The sequence below is a fragment of the Pseudomaricurvus albidus genome (assembly GCF_018863235.1).
Classification (GTDB): domain Bacteria; phylum Pseudomonadota; class Gammaproteobacteria; order Pseudomonadales; family Cellvibrionaceae; genus Pseudomaricurvus; species Pseudomaricurvus albidus.
In genome coordinates, this window is sequence record NZ_JAHKRS010000011.1 from 63581 (window position 1) to 79843 (window position 16263).

General features: G+C 45.8%; 13 protein-coding genes. 10 read left to right on the plus strand and 3 right to left on the minus strand.

The annotated features are described in order from the left end of the window. Position 1 precedes the first annotated feature (1 nt). Complete coding sequence (locus KOI40_RS15935) at positions 2-472, plus strand: DoxX family protein (RefSeq protein ID WP_233710331.1); 471 nt, start codon at positions 2-4, stop codon at positions 470-472. Between the two features lie 252 nt (positions 473-724). On the opposite strand, the gene KOI40_RS15940 is transcribed toward KOI40_RS15935, so the two are convergent. Both KOI40_RS15940 and KOI40_RS15945 read right to left on the minus strand, forming a co-directional pair. Continuing rightward, a complete protein-coding gene (locus KOI40_RS15940) occupies positions 725-1609 on the minus strand; it encodes a LysR substrate-binding domain-containing protein (RefSeq protein WP_216098537.1) in 885 nt (294 codons plus the stop codon). A 2-nt stretch (positions 1610-1611) separates the two neighbouring features. After that, positions 1612-1857 carry a hypothetical protein gene (locus KOI40_RS15945; RefSeq protein ID WP_216098538.1) on the minus strand — a complete coding sequence of 82 codons (246 nt, stop codon included), beginning with the start codon at positions 1855-1857 and terminating at the stop codon, positions 1612-1614. 116 nt (positions 1858-1973) lie between these two features. Here KOI40_RS15945 and KOI40_RS15950 point away from each other — a divergent pair, with 116 nt between their 5' ends. From KOI40_RS15950 to KOI40_RS15980, 7 genes are all read left to right on the plus strand, one after another. Beyond that, positions 1974-4340 carry a TonB-dependent receptor gene (locus KOI40_RS15950; RefSeq protein WP_216098539.1) on the plus strand — a complete coding sequence of 789 codons (2367 nt, stop codon included), beginning with the start codon at positions 1974-1976 and terminating at the stop codon, positions 4338-4340. A 101-nt stretch (positions 4341-4441) separates the two neighbouring features. Continuing rightward, entirely contained in the window at positions 4442-6106 is a 1665-nt protein-coding gene (locus KOI40_RS15955) for a tetratricopeptide repeat-containing sulfotransferase family protein (RefSeq protein WP_216098540.1), read from the plus strand. Between the two features lie 28 nt (positions 6107-6134). Continuing rightward, positions 6135-7016, plus strand: a complete 882-nt coding sequence (locus tag KOI40_RS15960) for a sugar phosphate isomerase/epimerase family protein (protein WP_216098541.1) — start codon at positions 6135-6137, stop codon at positions 7014-7016. A 3-nt stretch (positions 7017-7019) separates the two neighbouring features. Next, a complete protein-coding gene (locus tag KOI40_RS15965) occupies positions 7020-8630 on the plus strand; it encodes a 5-guanidino-2-oxopentanoate decarboxylase (protein WP_216098542.1) in 1611 nt (536 codons plus the stop codon). Between the two features lie 81 nt (positions 8631-8711). Then, a complete protein-coding gene (locus KOI40_RS15970; protein WP_216098543.1) occupies positions 8712-9677 on the plus strand; it encodes an NAD(P)-dependent oxidoreductase in 966 nt (321 codons plus the stop codon). Positions 9678-9685: 8 nt separating this feature from the next. Then, a complete protein-coding gene (locus KOI40_RS15975; RefSeq protein ID WP_216098544.1) occupies positions 9686-11056 on the plus strand; it encodes a YjiH family protein in 1371 nt (456 codons plus the stop codon). 46 nt (positions 11057-11102) lie between these two features. Continuing rightward, positions 11103-12242, plus strand: a complete 1140-nt coding sequence (locus tag KOI40_RS15980) for an aromatic ring-hydroxylating oxygenase subunit alpha (protein WP_216098545.1) — start codon at positions 11103-11105, stop codon at positions 12240-12242. A gap of 63 nt (positions 12243-12305) precedes the next feature. On the opposite strand, the gene KOI40_RS15985 is transcribed toward KOI40_RS15980, so the two are convergent. Next, positions 12306-13481: a pyridoxal phosphate-dependent aminotransferase gene (locus KOI40_RS15985; RefSeq protein WP_216098546.1), complete on the minus strand. Its 1176-nt coding sequence runs from the start codon at positions 13479-13481 to the stop codon at positions 12306-12308. Between the two features lie 190 nt (positions 13482-13671). Here KOI40_RS15985 and KOI40_RS18930 point away from each other — a divergent pair, with 190 nt between their 5' ends. Next, complete coding sequence (locus KOI40_RS18930; protein WP_216098547.1) at positions 13672-14538, plus strand: response regulator transcription factor; 867 nt, start codon at positions 13672-13674, stop codon at positions 14536-14538. 393 nt (positions 14539-14931) lie between these two features. Then, the gene (locus tag KOI40_RS15995) at positions 14932-16251 is read left to right on the plus strand and encodes a pectin acetylesterase-family hydrolase (protein WP_216098548.1); all 1320 of its coding nucleotides are present in this window, start codon (positions 14932-14934) and stop codon (positions 16249-16251) included. Positions 16252-16263 lie beyond the last annotated feature (12 nt).

The following is a 16263-nucleotide window of genomic DNA, read 5'->3' on the forward strand; positions in this document are numbered from 1 at the left end:
AATGATGACGTTAACAAACAAAGTTGTCTCGCTGTGGTCGCCGGTAGACAAAATACTTTCATCTCTGATTCCATTGACGGATTTGACGGCCCGACTCTATATTGCCAAGGTCTTCTTTATGTCAGGCTGGTCAAAAATCACTGACTGGGAAACCACATTGTGGTTGTTTGAGGAAGAGTACAAGGTTCCGCAACTGCCGCCGGAGCTGGCTGCTTATATGGCCACCGCCGGTGAGCTGCTACTTCCGGTACTGTTGGTGATTGGTTTTCTAACCCGATTTGCGACGACAGGTTTGTTTATTCTGAATATCGTTGCGGTTATCTCCTATTACACGACGTTACAGAGCTCTCCTGCGGCACTCCAAGATCACTTGCAGTGGGGAATTATTTTGGCGATGTTGGCGACTGCACATGTCAAATACTTTACGATAGATAATTTTGTTGAGCGTAAATTAATGTCGAATGGAAACTAAAGTATTGCACGGGTTCTTTAGGTGTATCTGTTCAGACCCAATTTTGAACTTCGGATTTATCAAATGTGCCTAAACGGCACTTTACTCCTGCGGGAGTTTAATCAACGTTCCCTGATATCGGCTGTTATGGGTCATAGCCAGCCGTATCTTCACCTCACCGTGACTACCGACCTCTGGTATGAACGGTCAGATTTAGACAATTCCTAACTTTCTATCATGCAGACTAGGCGAAAAGTTTTATTCTTTAAGGGTTCATGTAGATATAGTAGACAGGTCTATAGGTCTTTGGTTAAACCGGACTTTAGGCTCGTTGTGCGTTAACAGCCATTTACGAAAATTACTGATCGCATATTCGTTACGGCGATCTTCGTTATAAACCAGATAGTAGGCTCCATCTATTTGGTGCTCCAACTCACAGACTAATTTCAGGGTCCCGGCTTGAATATCTTTTTCGACCAAATATCTTGGCAGTACCGAAACACCTAAGCCATGTTTTACCGCTTCTAGCAGCAAGGAGAAGTGTTCAAATTGTCCGCCTTGAATCTGGGAAATTTCTTTTTCCGTTTTACCTGCCGCTTTTAACCAGGATTCCGTAGAGGAAATTGGGTGATTGTGATGCAGGAATGGAAGCCCCAAAATTCCTTCGAGGGTAGTCGCGATCGGTTTACGCCCCATGAGCTCCTTGGAGGCTACGGCAACCAGGTTGTCATGTCTTAGAAAATCAGCAACACAGCCGCGCCAGTTACCATGTCCAAACAGAATGGCAACATCGCACTTCCTTACATTGCGCTCAACGGACAAAAAGTCGGTGTGTAAGTGCACTTTAATGTCCGGAAAGCTGGTGTTGAATTCCGACAGGCGCGGAACCAGCCAATGCATTGCCATCGTGGGTTCAGTAACCACCTTCAGGTCAAAACTGCCCTGAACAAATTCGGCAATAGAGACCCGATCAGTAATGTCGCCCAGTCGGGTTAGCAAAGCCTTCACTTCGTGGGCATATTGCTCCCCAACCGGTGTCAGACTCAGTTGGCCATCATGCCGATAAAAAAGGTTCCGCCCTAACTGCTGCTCCAGGCTTTTGATCTGCTTGCTGACGGCACTTTGGGTCATATGCATCGCATTTGCGGCATAGGTCATACTCAAATGTTGAGCAACGGCATCAAAGCACTGCAAGGTAGTAATTTTTGGTAGGTTCCGACGCATATTCTCAAGCCTGTGGTGTCTTTCTGCCAATCATCATGTCTATTTTCAAAAAAGATAAATGCATATAAAGATCTATTTTTGCCCAATATGAGCATATCTCCTTCGAAATAAAGGTCTTTTTCAATTTTTATGCGCTGCTGTGGTGCGCGAGACGTATTTTCATGCACCATGCTGGCCGCCATTCCATTATGGAATACCGCAGTGCTTTTTGTGAAGTATTTATGTCCGGCCGTTGGGGATAGGATTTATCGAAAACAAGGCAGGCTTTTAGGCAACGACACAGAAAGGTAGAGCTCACATGTTCAAACGCACACAACTACATACAGCAATATGTTCGGCAATACTCGCGATTCCTACTCTGGCTGTAGCTGAATCCAAATCGCAGTTTCAGCTGGAAGAAATCACAGTAACGGCCACACGTCGAGCGACTAATGTTCAAGACGTTCCTTATAACATTTCTGCCTTTGATGGATCCAAGCTTTCAGCGGAAGGCATCAATGATTTCTCTAAAATCGCCCGCAGTATACCCGGTCTGACCCTGTCCGACAGCGGTCGCAGTAAGAACGGTATCAATAATGGCATCGTAATGAGAGGTCTGAACGTTTCGGGCGCAGGCAATGAAGATTTTCCAAGCCTGACAGATCCGGTGGTATCGGTCTACATGAACGAGACCCCAATTTTTGCAAACCTGGAATTACGTGACATGGACCGTGTAGAGGTACTGCGAGGCCCGCAAGCCACGCTTTACGGTTCTGGCTCACTGGCGGGCACGATGAAATACATTCCTGCAGCGCCTAATACCGATGAGCTGTCCGGTTCTGTAAAAGCAAAAGCATCCGTGACCGACGAATCTGATGATTACAATACCGATATCGAAGGCACAATCAACATTCCATTGTCAGAAAACCTGGCGTTTCGCGGTACTGTCGCCAACCTTGAAAACGCCGGTTATATCGACTCAAACTACATCGAAGAACTGGACAGTAATGGCCAGCCAACGGGTAACAGACTCTCCAAAAAAGACATCAATGATGAGTCCGTGAAGATGGCGCGGGGAACATTGTTATACACCCCTACCGATGCCACGGAAATATCATTTATGTACAACTACCAAAAAGATGAAATTGGTGGTTCTTCTGCAACCGCGACCGGCCTGGATGGCTATGAGTCCGGGACAAAAGTTCTCGAAGAATTTGAGCGGGAGGTATCCCTGGGATCTTTGATCATCAAGCACGATTTCGGTTTCGCTGAGCTCACATCGGCCACTTCCGTTACCAAAAATGAAGCGGACAGCATACACGACCAGAGTTATAACTACGGCTATTCCGGGTTTTGGGCTTATTACGCCGGTGTGCCTCGCGAAGTTGTGACGGGTAAAAAGCATTATGAAAGTGAATCAACAACCCAGGAATTTCGGCTCACTTCAAACAGTGACGGCAAGCTGGATTGGTTGATTGGTGCCTACTATAACGACGTGGAGCACGATGCTCAAAGTTACGATTACATCGCTGGTGTAGATGATCTCTACGGCATCGTAAATCCACAAGCTCCTGATCTGGGATACAGTAATTTTCTCGATACAGAATTTGAAGATCGGGCAGTATTTGGTGAGTTGACTTATCATATGACGGATCTTTGGCAAGTGACTGTTGGTGCTCGCTATTTCGATCAGAAGTTCTCTGCTGCGCAATCTATTACCCTGCCACCATGTGGCACATTCTGTGGTGAGGGTCCGGAGGGCCTGAGTGAAGCTTCTGGAAAAGAAACCTTCAGTGATACCCTTTACAAGTTCAATACCTCCTATGATTTCAGCGATAGTGGAAAAGTCTACTTTACGGTTGCCGAAGGTTTCCGCCACGGTGGTGCCAACGGGGTTCCGGTCGACAATCTGGCTACACCGACTGTTGAAGGTGGTGTGTTTGCCGAGCACCCGGACTACCTGTTCTTCGATCCAGATAAATCTCTCAACTATGAAATCGGTGTGAAAGGTTATCTGGGCGATGCTGCCAGATATTCGGTTGCTTTCTTTTATGTAGACTGGAGTGATCCAATTCTGATCGTACAGACCCCGAATGGTGGTTTCCCGGTAATGTACAACGGTGATGAAGCCGAAAGTAAGGGGGTCGAGCTGGAATTGAATGTGCGTCTTTCCGAATCAGTGGAGCTTAACCTGGGGTATACCTATACAGCAGCCGAGCTGACCAAAGATTTTTATATTCCGAATGTCAGTGGTGGTGTTGAATCAGCCACTTTGGGCGGCCAGAAAGGTGATGAGCTGCCAGGAATTCCAACCCATACCGCTACGGCATCAGTATCCTATACCAAACCTCTCGACTTCGGCGCAGATCTCACGGCCCATCTGGGCATGTCTTACAAGGGGGATTTTGTTACGGGCTTTGAAGAGCCTTCGTCACTGGCACCAGACAGCTATGATGAAATTGACAGCTCAACTCTTATGGACGCCTATGTAGCTTTGAATTTCTCTAACTGGAGTGTGTCCTTATACGCAGACAATCTGACCAATGAAGATGACATCACCACCAGTGATGGTAATGGAAAGTATTTGGGCAGTAAGCCGGGTCTGCAGTATGCCACCAATCTGGGTGACCAGGAGTATCGAGTGCGTCCACGTACGATCGGTGTCAGTGCCAGTTACAGCTTTTAATTTCAAAAGTCTGTACCCCTTGAGGGAGATTTAATCTCCCTCTGTATTCTGTGTATCATTCCTTATCCAGCCAGTATGGGCAAAAGGCAGAGTCTATATCTATGTTAAGCTCAATCGACTCTTATCAAACATTGCAGCCTGGCGAGCCTGTTATGAATTCATACTCTCCCCCCAAAACGGACAAAGCGCTGTCTGAATTACTCGAAAACGCTCGAAACTTTCTCAATTCTGGGCGTCTGGATGAAGCAGCAACCGCCTGTGTACATTTGGCGAAACATTATCCTGAGTTAAGTGAAGGATGGATTCTTTTATCTAAGGTAAGTCTGGCGCTCAAAAAGTTGCCCATGGCTGTTAATGCTGCATTACGTGCCATAGACAGTGACAGGTCTGATCCTGAGTGTTTTATGCAGCTCTCCCGTTGCTATCTGGTGAGTCAGGAGTGGGGGCAAGCCCGTAAAGCTTTGGGTTATGCACAACAACAGGCAACAGAAGATGCGGATCAACTCAGTCAGTTAGGAACCTTATTGTTCGAAGCAAATCTCCTGGACGAGGCGCTGGAGTGTTACAACCATGCGATCGATGTTGATCCACAACATATCGCCAGTTTATATAACAGAGCGGCCGTTCGGCGTTTCACTGGAGACAATACCGGTGCGGAAGATGATTATCGGCACCTGCTTAAACAGCAGCCTTCGGATTTTGAAGCTTGCCATAATGTGATGCAGCTTCGTTCTTATTCCCCTACTGAGCCAATGCTTGAGCTCATTGAAAACTGCATTCAAAGAAACCCGGAAGACTGGAGAGCGCAAGTTCAGCTGGGTTATGCAAAAGGGAAATACTACGAAGACAGCAAAAATTACGACCAGGCTTTCGATGCCTATATCCAGGCTGCGACGCTAAAACGTCAAAACAGCCATTATGATCTGGAAAAAGACATTGAGCTGATGCGTGAGTTGCCGTCGATGTTTGAAGGTTTTCCTGGCTTGAAGTACGAGAGCGGATCTTCTTCACCTACTCCTGTTTTTGTGACTGGTTTACCACGAACAGGAACAACTTTGGTAGAACGCATTATCAGTAGTCATTCAGATGTGGTCAGTGGTGGTGAGCTTAACAGCTTTCCTCTGGCGATGCTGGAAGCATCTGGACTTGATTGTTTTTCTGATCCCTTTGGAATCTCTATTAAAAACTGTCGAAGTATCAAGCCTGAACAGCTCAAATTGATTCGTGACAGATACCTGAAGTTGAGTCTGGATCGTCTGGGGCAGAATGCAAATACATCCCGTTTTTTGGATAAATTACCTTATAACGCTCTGTTCATGGGCTTTATTCTTTCAGCATTTCCCGATGCCAGAATTATCCATCTGAACCGGAACTCCATGGATGCAGCCTGGAGTAATTTCAAGATGCTTTTCAACCATGGCTACGGATATTCCTACGACTTGAATGAACTTGGGCAATACATGATTGCTCATCAAAAGATGATGGATGCCTGGGTTGAATGTTTCCCCGGCAAGATTCATCAAGTCAAATATGAAGAATTAGTTGAAGATCCAAAAACTGAAATATCCAATATGTTGGATTTTTGTGAACTGCCTGTGGAATCAGCCTGTTTTGATTTCCATAAAAATACCGCTGCCAGTCTTACTGCCAGCGCCAGTCAGGTCAGACAGCCTATGTACCGAAATTCCATAGATCACTGGAAGAATTTCGAAAATCAAATTTCACCTCTCAAAGAGATGTTTGTAAAAGCAGGCATAAACATCTGACGTAGATCGTCAATACACTAGGATTATTATGAAACAATTGAAAATATTCCAGTCCATGTGGGGTATGGAATTCGACCGCCCGGATGGATTTCAATGGACTCTTGAGCAAAAACTGAAAAAAATTGCAGAAGCCGGATTTTCTGGTGTCAGTTTTGATGTGCCCCATCATAATCAGGCCTTTGTGCAAGCAGCACAGCCATTCCTGAAAGAATATGGGTTGAAATCGGCTTTTAATGCATTCGTAGACAGTTCCGAGAGTTATCAGGCAATTATCAATTGGGCCAGTGAGCTGGAATGCCCACCGGAGTTTATTGGTTTGATTGGGCAGATCCAGCCATGGGATGTTCAAAAGGTCGCTGCGCAAACACAGGAGTGGCTTAACATCGGAAAAGCCGCGGAGATTGCAACATACGTCGAGGTTCACCGTAATTGCATGACAAATGATTTTCACTTTACGCTGCAACTGATGGAGGAAGTACAGGAGCTATCCATGGTTGCTGATCTTTCTCATGCACTCGTGAATCAAGAGTGGTATCTGCCTATTTCTGAAGAAGCGAGTGCGCTGGTTTCCCGTTTTTTGCAACGAACTCAGGCTTTTCATGGTCGCGTTGGAACCCGTGAGCAAGCTCAGGTGCCATTGGGATTTCCTCAAAATCAGCCCTGGTTTGAGTTGTTCCAGAGCTGGTGGCTGGAAGGTTTCAGGAGCTGGCAATCACGTCACCAATCCGATGCTAATGCCGAGTGTGTATTTGTGTGCGAATTGGGGCCGCCGCCTTATGCCATTACAGGTGCTGACGGCCATGAACTCAGCGATCGCTGGCAGGAAGCCCTGATCCTTAAGGGTGTTGCAGAAAGACTTTGGAAACGGGCATCGGAAGTAAATATTGCTGCAGAGCTACAGGAGTCCTGATACATGATGAACTGTGGAGCATTAATCCCTCAAATTCTGAAAAGTTATGGTGTAGATACCATTTTTGGCATTCCCGGTGTTCATAGTGTCGAGATGTACCGTGGTATTGAGGAAAGTGGACTTCGCCACATAACGCCACGTCATGAACAGGGAGCCGGTTTTATGGCGGACGGCTATGCAAGAGCGACCGGCAAACCCGGAGTGTGCTTTATCATTACCGGACCGGGTATGACCAATATTGTAACGGCGATGGGACAGGCCATGCAGGATTCCATTCCAATGCTGGTAATCTCCGCGGTCAATGGCAGATCGGATCTTGCCATGGGAGAAGGCAGACTGCACGAACTGCCGAATCAATTAGCATTGACATCCCAGGTTACTCGATACAGCCATACACTGATGGATGTTAAAAATCTGCCTAAAGTCATGGCCCGTGCATTTAGTATTTTCAACAGCCAGCGGCCAGGGCCTGTACATATTGAGATTCCTCTGGATGTGATGATTCAGGATGCGAGTGCGATAGACAGCAGTGCATGGCCAATTGTAGAGGCATCAGTAGCCGCCCCTCAATCCGTTGAACGCGCGGCTCAGGTACTGAAGCAAGCCAAACGCCCGCTTATGGTACTTGGTGGCGGCGCTAAAAAAGCCTCTGACTCCGTAAAGACTCTGGCTGAGAAACTGGGTATGCCAGTGATCAATACCAATAATGGCAAGGGGGTAATACCTGCTTCACACCCTTTGTCTGTCGGTGGTTCTCCTTCGCTTAAACACCTCCGCGAAGAACTTGAACAAAATGCAGACGTCATTTTGGCAATTGGCACTGAATTTTCTGAAACCGATTATGATTTCTTTTTTCTTGGCGACCTGAACATCGCGGGAACAGTAATTCGTATTGATATTGATGCGGCTCAGTTATGCCGAAACGTTAAAGCAGATATTCCGCTATTGGGTGATGCTGATCAGACTTGCACCAGTCTTTTAAACGTACTTGAGGCTCACGATGATCTTGAAACCAATAAAGGCGAACAACGAGCCGCTACCTTAAGGCAGGGACAGGTCGATCTTAGAAACCCAGAATACCACGCTTTTTTCTCCGTCATAGACAAGGTACTGCCAACGGCAACCATTGTTGGCGACTCCACTCAGCCGGCATATTTCGCTCAGGTTCATTACGACTGTGAAGTCCCTGGTAAATACTTTCACTCGGCGACTGGATTTGGAACACTCGGCTATGCCTTTCCTGCGTCTCAAGGGGCCAAATTAGGTTTGCCTGATACGCCTGTGATTTGCCTTACCGGTGATGGCGGTGGTCAGTTTAGTGTTAATGAACTCAGCAGCGCGGTGGAAGCAAACATTCCAGTCATATTTTTGGTTTGGAATAATCAGGGGCACGGTGAAATTCGTCGATTTATGGATGACAAACACATCCCTCAAATTGGAGTCAATATTCATACCCCCGATTATGCGGCTTTGGCTCAGGCCTGTGGTATGCCAGGCAGAAATGCAAACAGCCTTCCTGAGTTTGAAGATTGCCTGAAAGAAGCCGCTGAATGTGAGGGCCCTTTTTTGATCAATGTGTCTGAGGCAGGTCTGGTTTCAGGATACCCCTGGTAAATCATTAGCCCAGAAATGATATTCAGCCACCCTTAGTAATACGGGCGTCAGTATTGCCGACCAATGAAAAGACCAAATTCTATGTTGAAAGCATTTCTTACCCGACCCACTTATAACACACCTCTTCTGACAGAGATGTTACTGGCTGAAGGCATTGAAGTCGAAGTCCGTTCGGAGCCTTCTGTATGCCCTGAGCACATTCTCAAACAGAAGATTTCCGAGGTCGACGCTCTATTGACCCACACCGAGGATCGTATTGACGAATCACTGCTTGAGTTGGCATCTGCAAAATTAAAAGTCATCTCAAATATGGGAATTGGGTACTCAAATATTGATGTTGCGGCAGCGACCAAACGCGGTATTACAGTAACCAATACCCCAACTGAAGAAGCTTTTGAAGCCACTGCAGAGGCTACTGTTGCCATGTTACTTGCCATTGCTCGTCGTATTCCGGCATTACACCTGGAAAGAAAATCAATGGACCATGACCCAGACCCCTCTTTTCTACGACCCACAGCCACTTCTGTTCGAGAGAAGGTAACAGGCGTTGTTGGTATGGGCCGTATTGGATCACGAGTGGCTAAAACGATGCATTTGGGATTCGATAATCAAATTCAATACTACGATTTATTGTCAAAGCCTGAATTAGAGTCTTCACTGGGTGCCCGTCAGGTCAGCCTGAGTGACTTAATGAAAACCAGTGACTTTATTGTTGTGAATATGCCCCTGAGCAAAGAGAGTCACGGATTGCTAAGCGCTGAGATGATCAACCTTATGCAAGATCATGCGACCTTTATCAACACTGCCCGAAGTGAACTCGTTGATGAAGAAGCCCTTGTTGATCGTCTCAATGCCGGAACTCTGCATGGAGCCGGTCTGGATGTCTATGGTAACGCTGTTAATAAAATAACAGCTGAAAATATTGCCTTGACCTCTCATTTTGCGAACTTTGAGGATCGGGCATATACGGATATGACTCAGTTGGTGGCGAACAATGTCATCGCAACATTGACGACAGGTCACGCACTGACACCGGTTAAGGAGTGATATTAAACATGACGACTACCACAATGACAGCAGAAAAATCCAAACCTCAAGTAGTCATTTTACTGAAATTGTTTCTGTGCTCGTTGCTGGGCATAGTTTTCTTCTTAATGCCCATTCATTACGATGGTACATGGACCATCCTGATGGGAATTTTGACGAATCTGATTAATAAAAGCATTGGCGATAATATGGCTTTTTTTACGCTGCCCATGTTTATTATCAGTTCCTTGATTTCGTTAGTGTATTATCTGTTACCTTCTAAAGCGGCAAAAAAGCTGCCATTTTCCAATTACCTGATTGCATCTCACTGGGCCTGGGTTGTTCTATCCAGTCTGGGGGGTATTGTCTCCACTATGCTGCTGTTCAACCTGGGGCCTGAATGGATCATAGGAAAAGACACTGGGATTACCGCTTATATCGATGTTGCCGGTGCCATATATCTGATTATCGGCCTCGGCTGTTTATTTCTGCCCTTCTTGACCGATTACGGTTTGCTTGATTTTATTGGTACGTTGATGCGTCCATATTTTCGTAAACTGTTCAACCTGCCTGGCAGGTCAACGGTGGATACTTTGGCGTCATGGGTAGGATCATCCAGCATTGCTGTTCTAATGACCAGCTATCAATATGAGCGGGGCTATTATACCGCCAGAGAGTCTGCTGCTCTGGCAACCAGTTTTTCGGTTGTCTCACTGCCTTTCGTTCTTTTAACGTCTCAGGTGGCTGGGCTTTCGGAGTACTTTTTTCAGCTCTATGGCTCAATGGCTTTTATCTGTGTTTTATGCGCGATTATCATACCCAAGCTACCCCCTTTGAACCGTATTCCCGATGAATACTACCCGCCAGTAGGCAAGCAGTTGTTTGAAGAAGCGCAAGGGGAACATTCTTCATTTTCCTGGGCTTGCAAGAAATCCTACGATGTTGCGAGTAAATCATCCAATCCATTACTTGCCTTAAAAAAAGGCGCGGGATCAATGCTAGATATCTTCATAATGATGATGCCTGCTGCGATGACTATCGAGTTTCTGGCATTGGTGCTCTACTACCATACGCCGATATTTCAGACACTCACCTACCCTTTTGTTTATCTACTTACCTGGATGCAAGTCCCTGAAGCCACGTCTGCTGCACCAGGCTTAATTATTGGCTTACTTGATCAGTTTGTACCCGCCATTATTGCTGGTGAGCGTGAATCCTTGTTAACACGTTTTGTGTTGGCGGGTCTTTCGGTAACTCAGCTTATTTTCTTTGCCGAGACCGCTCTATTAATTATGCGCTCGAAAATTCCGATTTCCGTAATGAATTTGATTGCAGTTTTCTGTATCAGAACTGTGATCGCTCTTCCTATTCTGGTGATTATTGGTCATTGGTTATTTTAGTAACGATGCAATTAGATTGATGGTTAAGCATATTTGAGGAAACAGTATGTATATCGATGTAAAACAAATTGACGAAGAGAAAACACAAGAGCATGGCCTGCCTCCTGATGTGTTCAAATCACCAGAAATATTCGAAAAAGAGTGTGACGCAGTTTTTCGTCAAGGCTGGGTTAGCCTGGCCAGTGCTCAACAGCTCCCCGAGGTTGGGGATATCTTGCCTGTCAAAATTGGCGATGCCAGTCTGATTATTATTCGCGGCGCCGATAATGAAATCGGTGTTTTTCATAATGTCTGCCGCCACAAGGCTGCACCTCTGGTTGATGGCCCCTGTCGTAAGCGAGTCCTTGTGTGTCCCTATCACCGCTGGGCTTACAGCATTGATGGCAGTCTCCGAGGTGCCCCTAAGTATTATGGCAAAGAAGATCAGGTCCTGTCGGCTGAAGATAAACAAGACAAGGGGCTTCTCAAAGTACGCTCTGCAGTGTGGTGGGATACGATTTTTGTCAATTTATCCGAGGAGGCAGAACCGTTTGAAGACTTTATCAGACCTCTTGACCAGCTTCTCGAAGGGTACGACAGCAGTGGTTTGAAATTGATGTCCACTACAGAATATCAGTCTTCCGCGAACTGGAAACTGGCAGTTGACAACTTTCTTGATGGTTATCACGTTCCTTTTGTCCATTCTCAGGCTGTCACTGTCGAGTCAGTTTTGGATCAAGAGGATCTGTTTCTCTCAGACAATATCACTGGATTGCGTCTGGCTAACGGCGCTAGCGACAAGCCCGCAAAAACCGACAAGCCTCTGCCTCACTTCAAGCACCTGACCGAAAAGAACGCAGGTACTCAGCAATGGTTTTGTCTCTTCCCGAACACGTTATTGTTTGTTGATCCTGTGTGGGTTCAGGTAATTATTGTCCGACCTGAATCAGAGAAGTATGCAACGGAAACTCTCACAATTTACGCAGCAAATCCGGAGGCAATGAAAGATGAATTTGCACTCCAGAGAGAATCTCTGATTTCAGCACTGAATGAAGTGAATCAACAAGATATTGAGCTTTTGGATAAGATACAGTTTACAAGGACATCACCAGAAGCAAGCAAAGGCCATTTAGTGCAAGCGTGGGATCAGGTAGGGATTCGGTTTCATCGGATGTGGTTGCAAAAAATGCAACAATCGGAGGGATAGCTAAACAACGGATGTTCCGATATTGAAAGAGTGAGAGCCTATATGGCTCTCACTCTTTCTGAATTATTGAAGCAGGCTTTCGAAACACTGCTTAATGCGTCCACAGGCATCACGCATGACATCCTGGTGTGCAATCAAGCCTAATCGAATATGTCCAGAAGCGCTCGGGCCAAATGCATCTCCGGCCAGAACCGAAACACCGTATTCGTCAAGTAACTTTGTAGCAAACTGTTCGGCAGAGAGGCCAGTTTTTCTTATGTCTACCATCATAAACATGCCGGCTTCAGGAAGGTGACATACCAACCCTTCAACCTGGCTTAACTCTTCAAAAACGGTATCTCTTCTCGCCTTATACTCAAGCCTCATGGTCTCAAGCTCATCAAGCTCTTCGGTTAGTGCGGTAACCACAGCAAGTTGTGAAAAAGTGGGACAGCCATAAAGCATACAGGTGCTCATATTGGCAAGATGATCACTTAATTCCTTAGGGCCGATAGTCCAGCCAACCCGCCAACCCGTCATGGCATGTGATTTTGAGACACTGTTTATTACAATGGTTCTTTCCTGCATCCCGTCAAAACCGGCAATGCTGCAATGGCGTTTATCAAACATCAATGAAGCGTAGACTTCATCAGAAACCACCCACAGATCGTACTCTATTGCAATTTCGGCAATTTCTTTCAGACATTCATAGCTGATAACACTGCCGGTGGGATTGTGAGGTGTATTCAGTAAAATAGCTCGAGTTTTGTCTGTCACTGCGTCGCGAATGGCTTTGGCAGATAAGCTGAATCCTTCCTCGGCAGGCATTGATACGCCTACTTTTTTTGCTCCTGTGGCGCTGATTACGGCTTCATAGGTGACGTACGCCGGTTCTGGTACGATTACTTCATCTCCTGCATCGACAATACAATGCATGGCACAGTAAAGAGCACACTGAGCCCCTGAGAGGATGACCACATTTTCTTCGTCGATCTGGCATCCGGTCTCTTGAGAGTGCTGCGCAGCTATCACCTTTCTCAGAGCTGTTTCACCGGTGAACTCGGTATAGTGGGTATGGCCTTCTCTGAGGGCGTTTACAGCAGATTCTATGACGGGTCTGGGGGTATCAAAATCCGGATCGCCCATGGACAAGAGGATCACATCTTCACCCTGTTCAGCTTTTATAACAGCACGATTATGGATATTCCATGCTTCTGCGCCTTCTCCGCCAATTTTCTCGGTGAACTTTGAATACTTCATATTGGTGACTCTCGCGTTTATGTCTGAATATAGAATATATGTCCTTATATAATATTAAGCAGTCACAGTGCGTTGTAGAATGGCCAAATTGGGTTGTTTGTGCCCCCCCAAATGGGGGAAAATGAGTACACAATCGTATTGGCGGTTAACATTCCCCCCCCCCTCCTGGCATTTACAGAGCTGACTTATTGTGAGTAACCCTATATCTGAGACGCAATCACATTCTGTGGTGCCACCTGATTCCCTGCTTTTAAATGCACTGGTTTCTGCAGCTCAATCACTGATGCAAAGTTTGTATTCGGATACTTTTTATACCGGATTCCTCGAAGTGATCAATCAGTTGGTACCGACGGACAGTCTGGTTGTGTTGGAATTCGAAACGGGAAAGCAGCCAGTGGTTCTTCACGATGCTTTGCATCCCAGAGAAAGAAGCTCTTTTTACGATATTTATATGAGTGGAGCCTATTTATTAAGCCCGCTTTTCCAGAATTGGCAAGAGCTTCCTGACGGCTTTTTTCGAATTGATGACATCAGCCTCGATGAACTGGAAGGCAGCGATTTTTCCAGAGCTTACTACCAGGACTGCGGGTTATCTGATGAAGCAAATTTTGTTGTACATTTGAGTGAAACCAAGGCTGTAGCGGTCTGTTTCGGACGGCAGCAATTGTCAATCCCGTTCAGCCCTGTGGAGGTTCATTATCTTCATTTGATTGAACCTATGTTCCGTACTGCTATCCATCAACATGAAGGGAAATTAAGGTCATCAAGTTCTCGACAATATGATGCAAGTATTGAGAAGAAAACCCCGGGGTTTCCTGGACACGGCTTGTTGCAAGAGCGCTTGAAAGCTTTTGGTGCATCTTTGCTGACCGAAAGAGAACAAGAGGTGGTTGCTCAAATACTTAAGGGCAAGAGTTCAAAGCTTTCCGCAAGAGAATTAAAAATAACCCCTGACACGGAACGCAGTCATCGGAAAAGGATTTACAGCAAGCTTGGTGTCACTTCTCAGGCAGAGCTTTTTTCCCTGGTGCTAAATCATCTGGTTTATGCTGAGTGACCTGCAAAATAATCTCAGATAATCTTACTGTTTCCTATTTGGTGTTGAAGCCCTGCGGATTTTTCGATTTTGTCTCAAGGCGATGTCATTTCAAAATAGACAGTGTCTATATTTGGCAGATAAATCATCTGTAGTGAGTCAGGTTTTGATATTAAGTTCCATTAAAACACCTCACAACGTCATGGATTGGACTAAGATCCAAGATGAACTCTCGTAAGTCTAGAAATTATCAAGTATAGTTTTTTGAAAATCTGAAATACCGCTGTCCAGTGTTTTATCGGTTGATTTCTTTTTTTCAGATTACCCTTGTGGATCTGCATTACTGATTTATTGAGACCACGTTTATCATCGTATTTCATCTTAGTTTTTTGAGAACAGGAAAAGGAGTTCCATATGCTAACTCAACTACGCTGCATGGTGCTGTGCCTTGTTGCATTGTCATCATATGACGCTATAGCCGCAAAACCCTGGCAAGAAGTTAATCTGTTGGAAGCGGGGCTGGTCAATGAAGCAGGGGAAGTTGTCGATGTTTCAGGAAACACCCAGACTGATGAGTCAGGAAATCCTCTTGTTCCCAACTGTGCCTTGACAGACCTTAATATTGGTGAAGGTTTCAAGTTTTTTTATCAGCCCGGGAAAACTGATGAGCTTGTTATTTTCCACACCGGTGGTGGCGCTTGCTGGGAAAATAACACCTGTGGTTCTGCCTTGAACCCGGGAGGGGAAGCGACCTATTCACCTGTCATGGTATCTTCTGCCCAGATGCTGAATTACGCTAGAGGCATTTTTGATACAACTGCTGGTACCAACAACCCTTATGCTGACGCCAGTAAAATTTATATACCATATTGTACCGGTGACATTGGCTGGGGAAATCGAGATGCTCACTATGTAAATCCTTTCAACCCCGCATCGACTTATACCGTTCATCACCGGGGGTATGCCAATATTCGTGCAGTGGGTGAATGGATGAAACGTTTGTATCGTAAAACCCCTCTTCCCCAAAAGGTGCTGGTTTCTGGAGCAAGTGCCGGTGGTTATGCAGCTATTGGCTCTTTATTACCAGAAGTCGCAAAAGTCATAGATCCTCGACGAAGCAAAATATCTGTGGTGATCGACAGTTCAAATGCTGTAGTGAATAATCGTTTTGTCAATGATGCGGGCGAGGCCTGGGGGATTGAGGCTACCTTGCCGGAGCATATTCTTAAGGCTCTGGAGGGAGATGTGATAGGTTTGGGATCCCGTTTTTACTTGAACAGTACAAAACGCTATCCGGATGTTTTGTTTGGTCAATATCAAAATAACTTTGATATCGTGCAAGGACAGTTTTTGAACATCATGAAGCACATTGATGAGCCAAATCTCTGGAGCAATCCAGAGAAAGTTCAGGAGTCTCTTGCTGAATGGAGCTATCGCATGAATCTTAACACCCAGTTGACCGCCCTTTTAACTCGCCAATATCGTTTTTACACCGCTGCTGGGTTTCAGCACGTTATTCTTGAGTACGAACCTGAAATTCAAAATGGTTGGTGCAGTGATGTTTTTGCGACAGAGAATACGGCTAACAGTTTGAAACAGTATCAACTGCCGTTCTATGAGTGGTCAAAAGACTTGTTTAAACACAAAGACAAGATTTGGCGGGGAAGCGATTGGTTGAATGCCAGTTGTGGTGTCGATTGTTTGGGCGGTGGACCAACTTTTTGTCCTTCTTGACAGTGACGTGAA

Bases quoted from the DNA above. Each gene is read 5' to 3' on its own strand.
- KOI40_RS15935 (WP_233710331.1), top strand. From the start codon at position 2: ATGATGACGTTAACAAACAAAGTTGTCTCGCTGTGGTCGCCGGTAGAC.
- KOI40_RS15940 (WP_216098537.1), bottom strand. From the start codon at position 1,609: ATGACCTATGCCGCAAATGCGATGCATATGACCCAAAGTGCCGTCAGC.
- KOI40_RS15945 (WP_216098538.1), bottom strand. From the start codon at position 1,857: ATGGCGGCCAGCATGGTGCATGAAAATACGTCTCGCGCACCACAGCAG.
- KOI40_RS15950 (WP_216098539.1), top strand. From the start codon at position 1,974: ATGTTCAAACGCACACAACTACATACAGCAATATGTTCGGCAATACTC.
- KOI40_RS15955 (WP_216098540.1), top strand. From the start codon at position 4,442: ATGTTAAGCTCAATCGACTCTTATCAAACATTGCAGCCTGGCGAGCCT.
- KOI40_RS15960 (WP_216098541.1), top strand. From the start codon at position 6,135: ATGAAACAATTGAAAATATTCCAGTCCATGTGGGGTATGGAATTCGAC.
- KOI40_RS15965 (WP_216098542.1), top strand. From the start codon at position 7,020: ATGATGAACTGTGGAGCATTAATCCCTCAAATTCTGAAAAGTTATGGT.
- KOI40_RS15970 (WP_216098543.1), top strand. From the start codon at position 8,712: ATGTTGAAAGCATTTCTTACCCGACCCACTTATAACACACCTCTTCTG.
- KOI40_RS15975 (WP_216098544.1), top strand. From the start codon at position 9,686: ATGACGACTACCACAATGACAGCAGAAAAATCCAAACCTCAAGTAGTC.
- KOI40_RS15980 (WP_216098545.1), top strand. From the start codon at position 11,103: ATGTATATCGATGTAAAACAAATTGACGAAGAGAAAACACAAGAGCAT.
- KOI40_RS15985 (WP_216098546.1), bottom strand. From the start codon at position 13,481: ATGAAGTATTCAAAGTTCACCGAGAAAATTGGCGGAGAAGGCGCAGAA.
- KOI40_RS15995 (WP_216098548.1), top strand. From the start codon at position 14,932: ATGCTAACTCAACTACGCTGCATGGTGCTGTGCCTTGTTGCATTGTCA.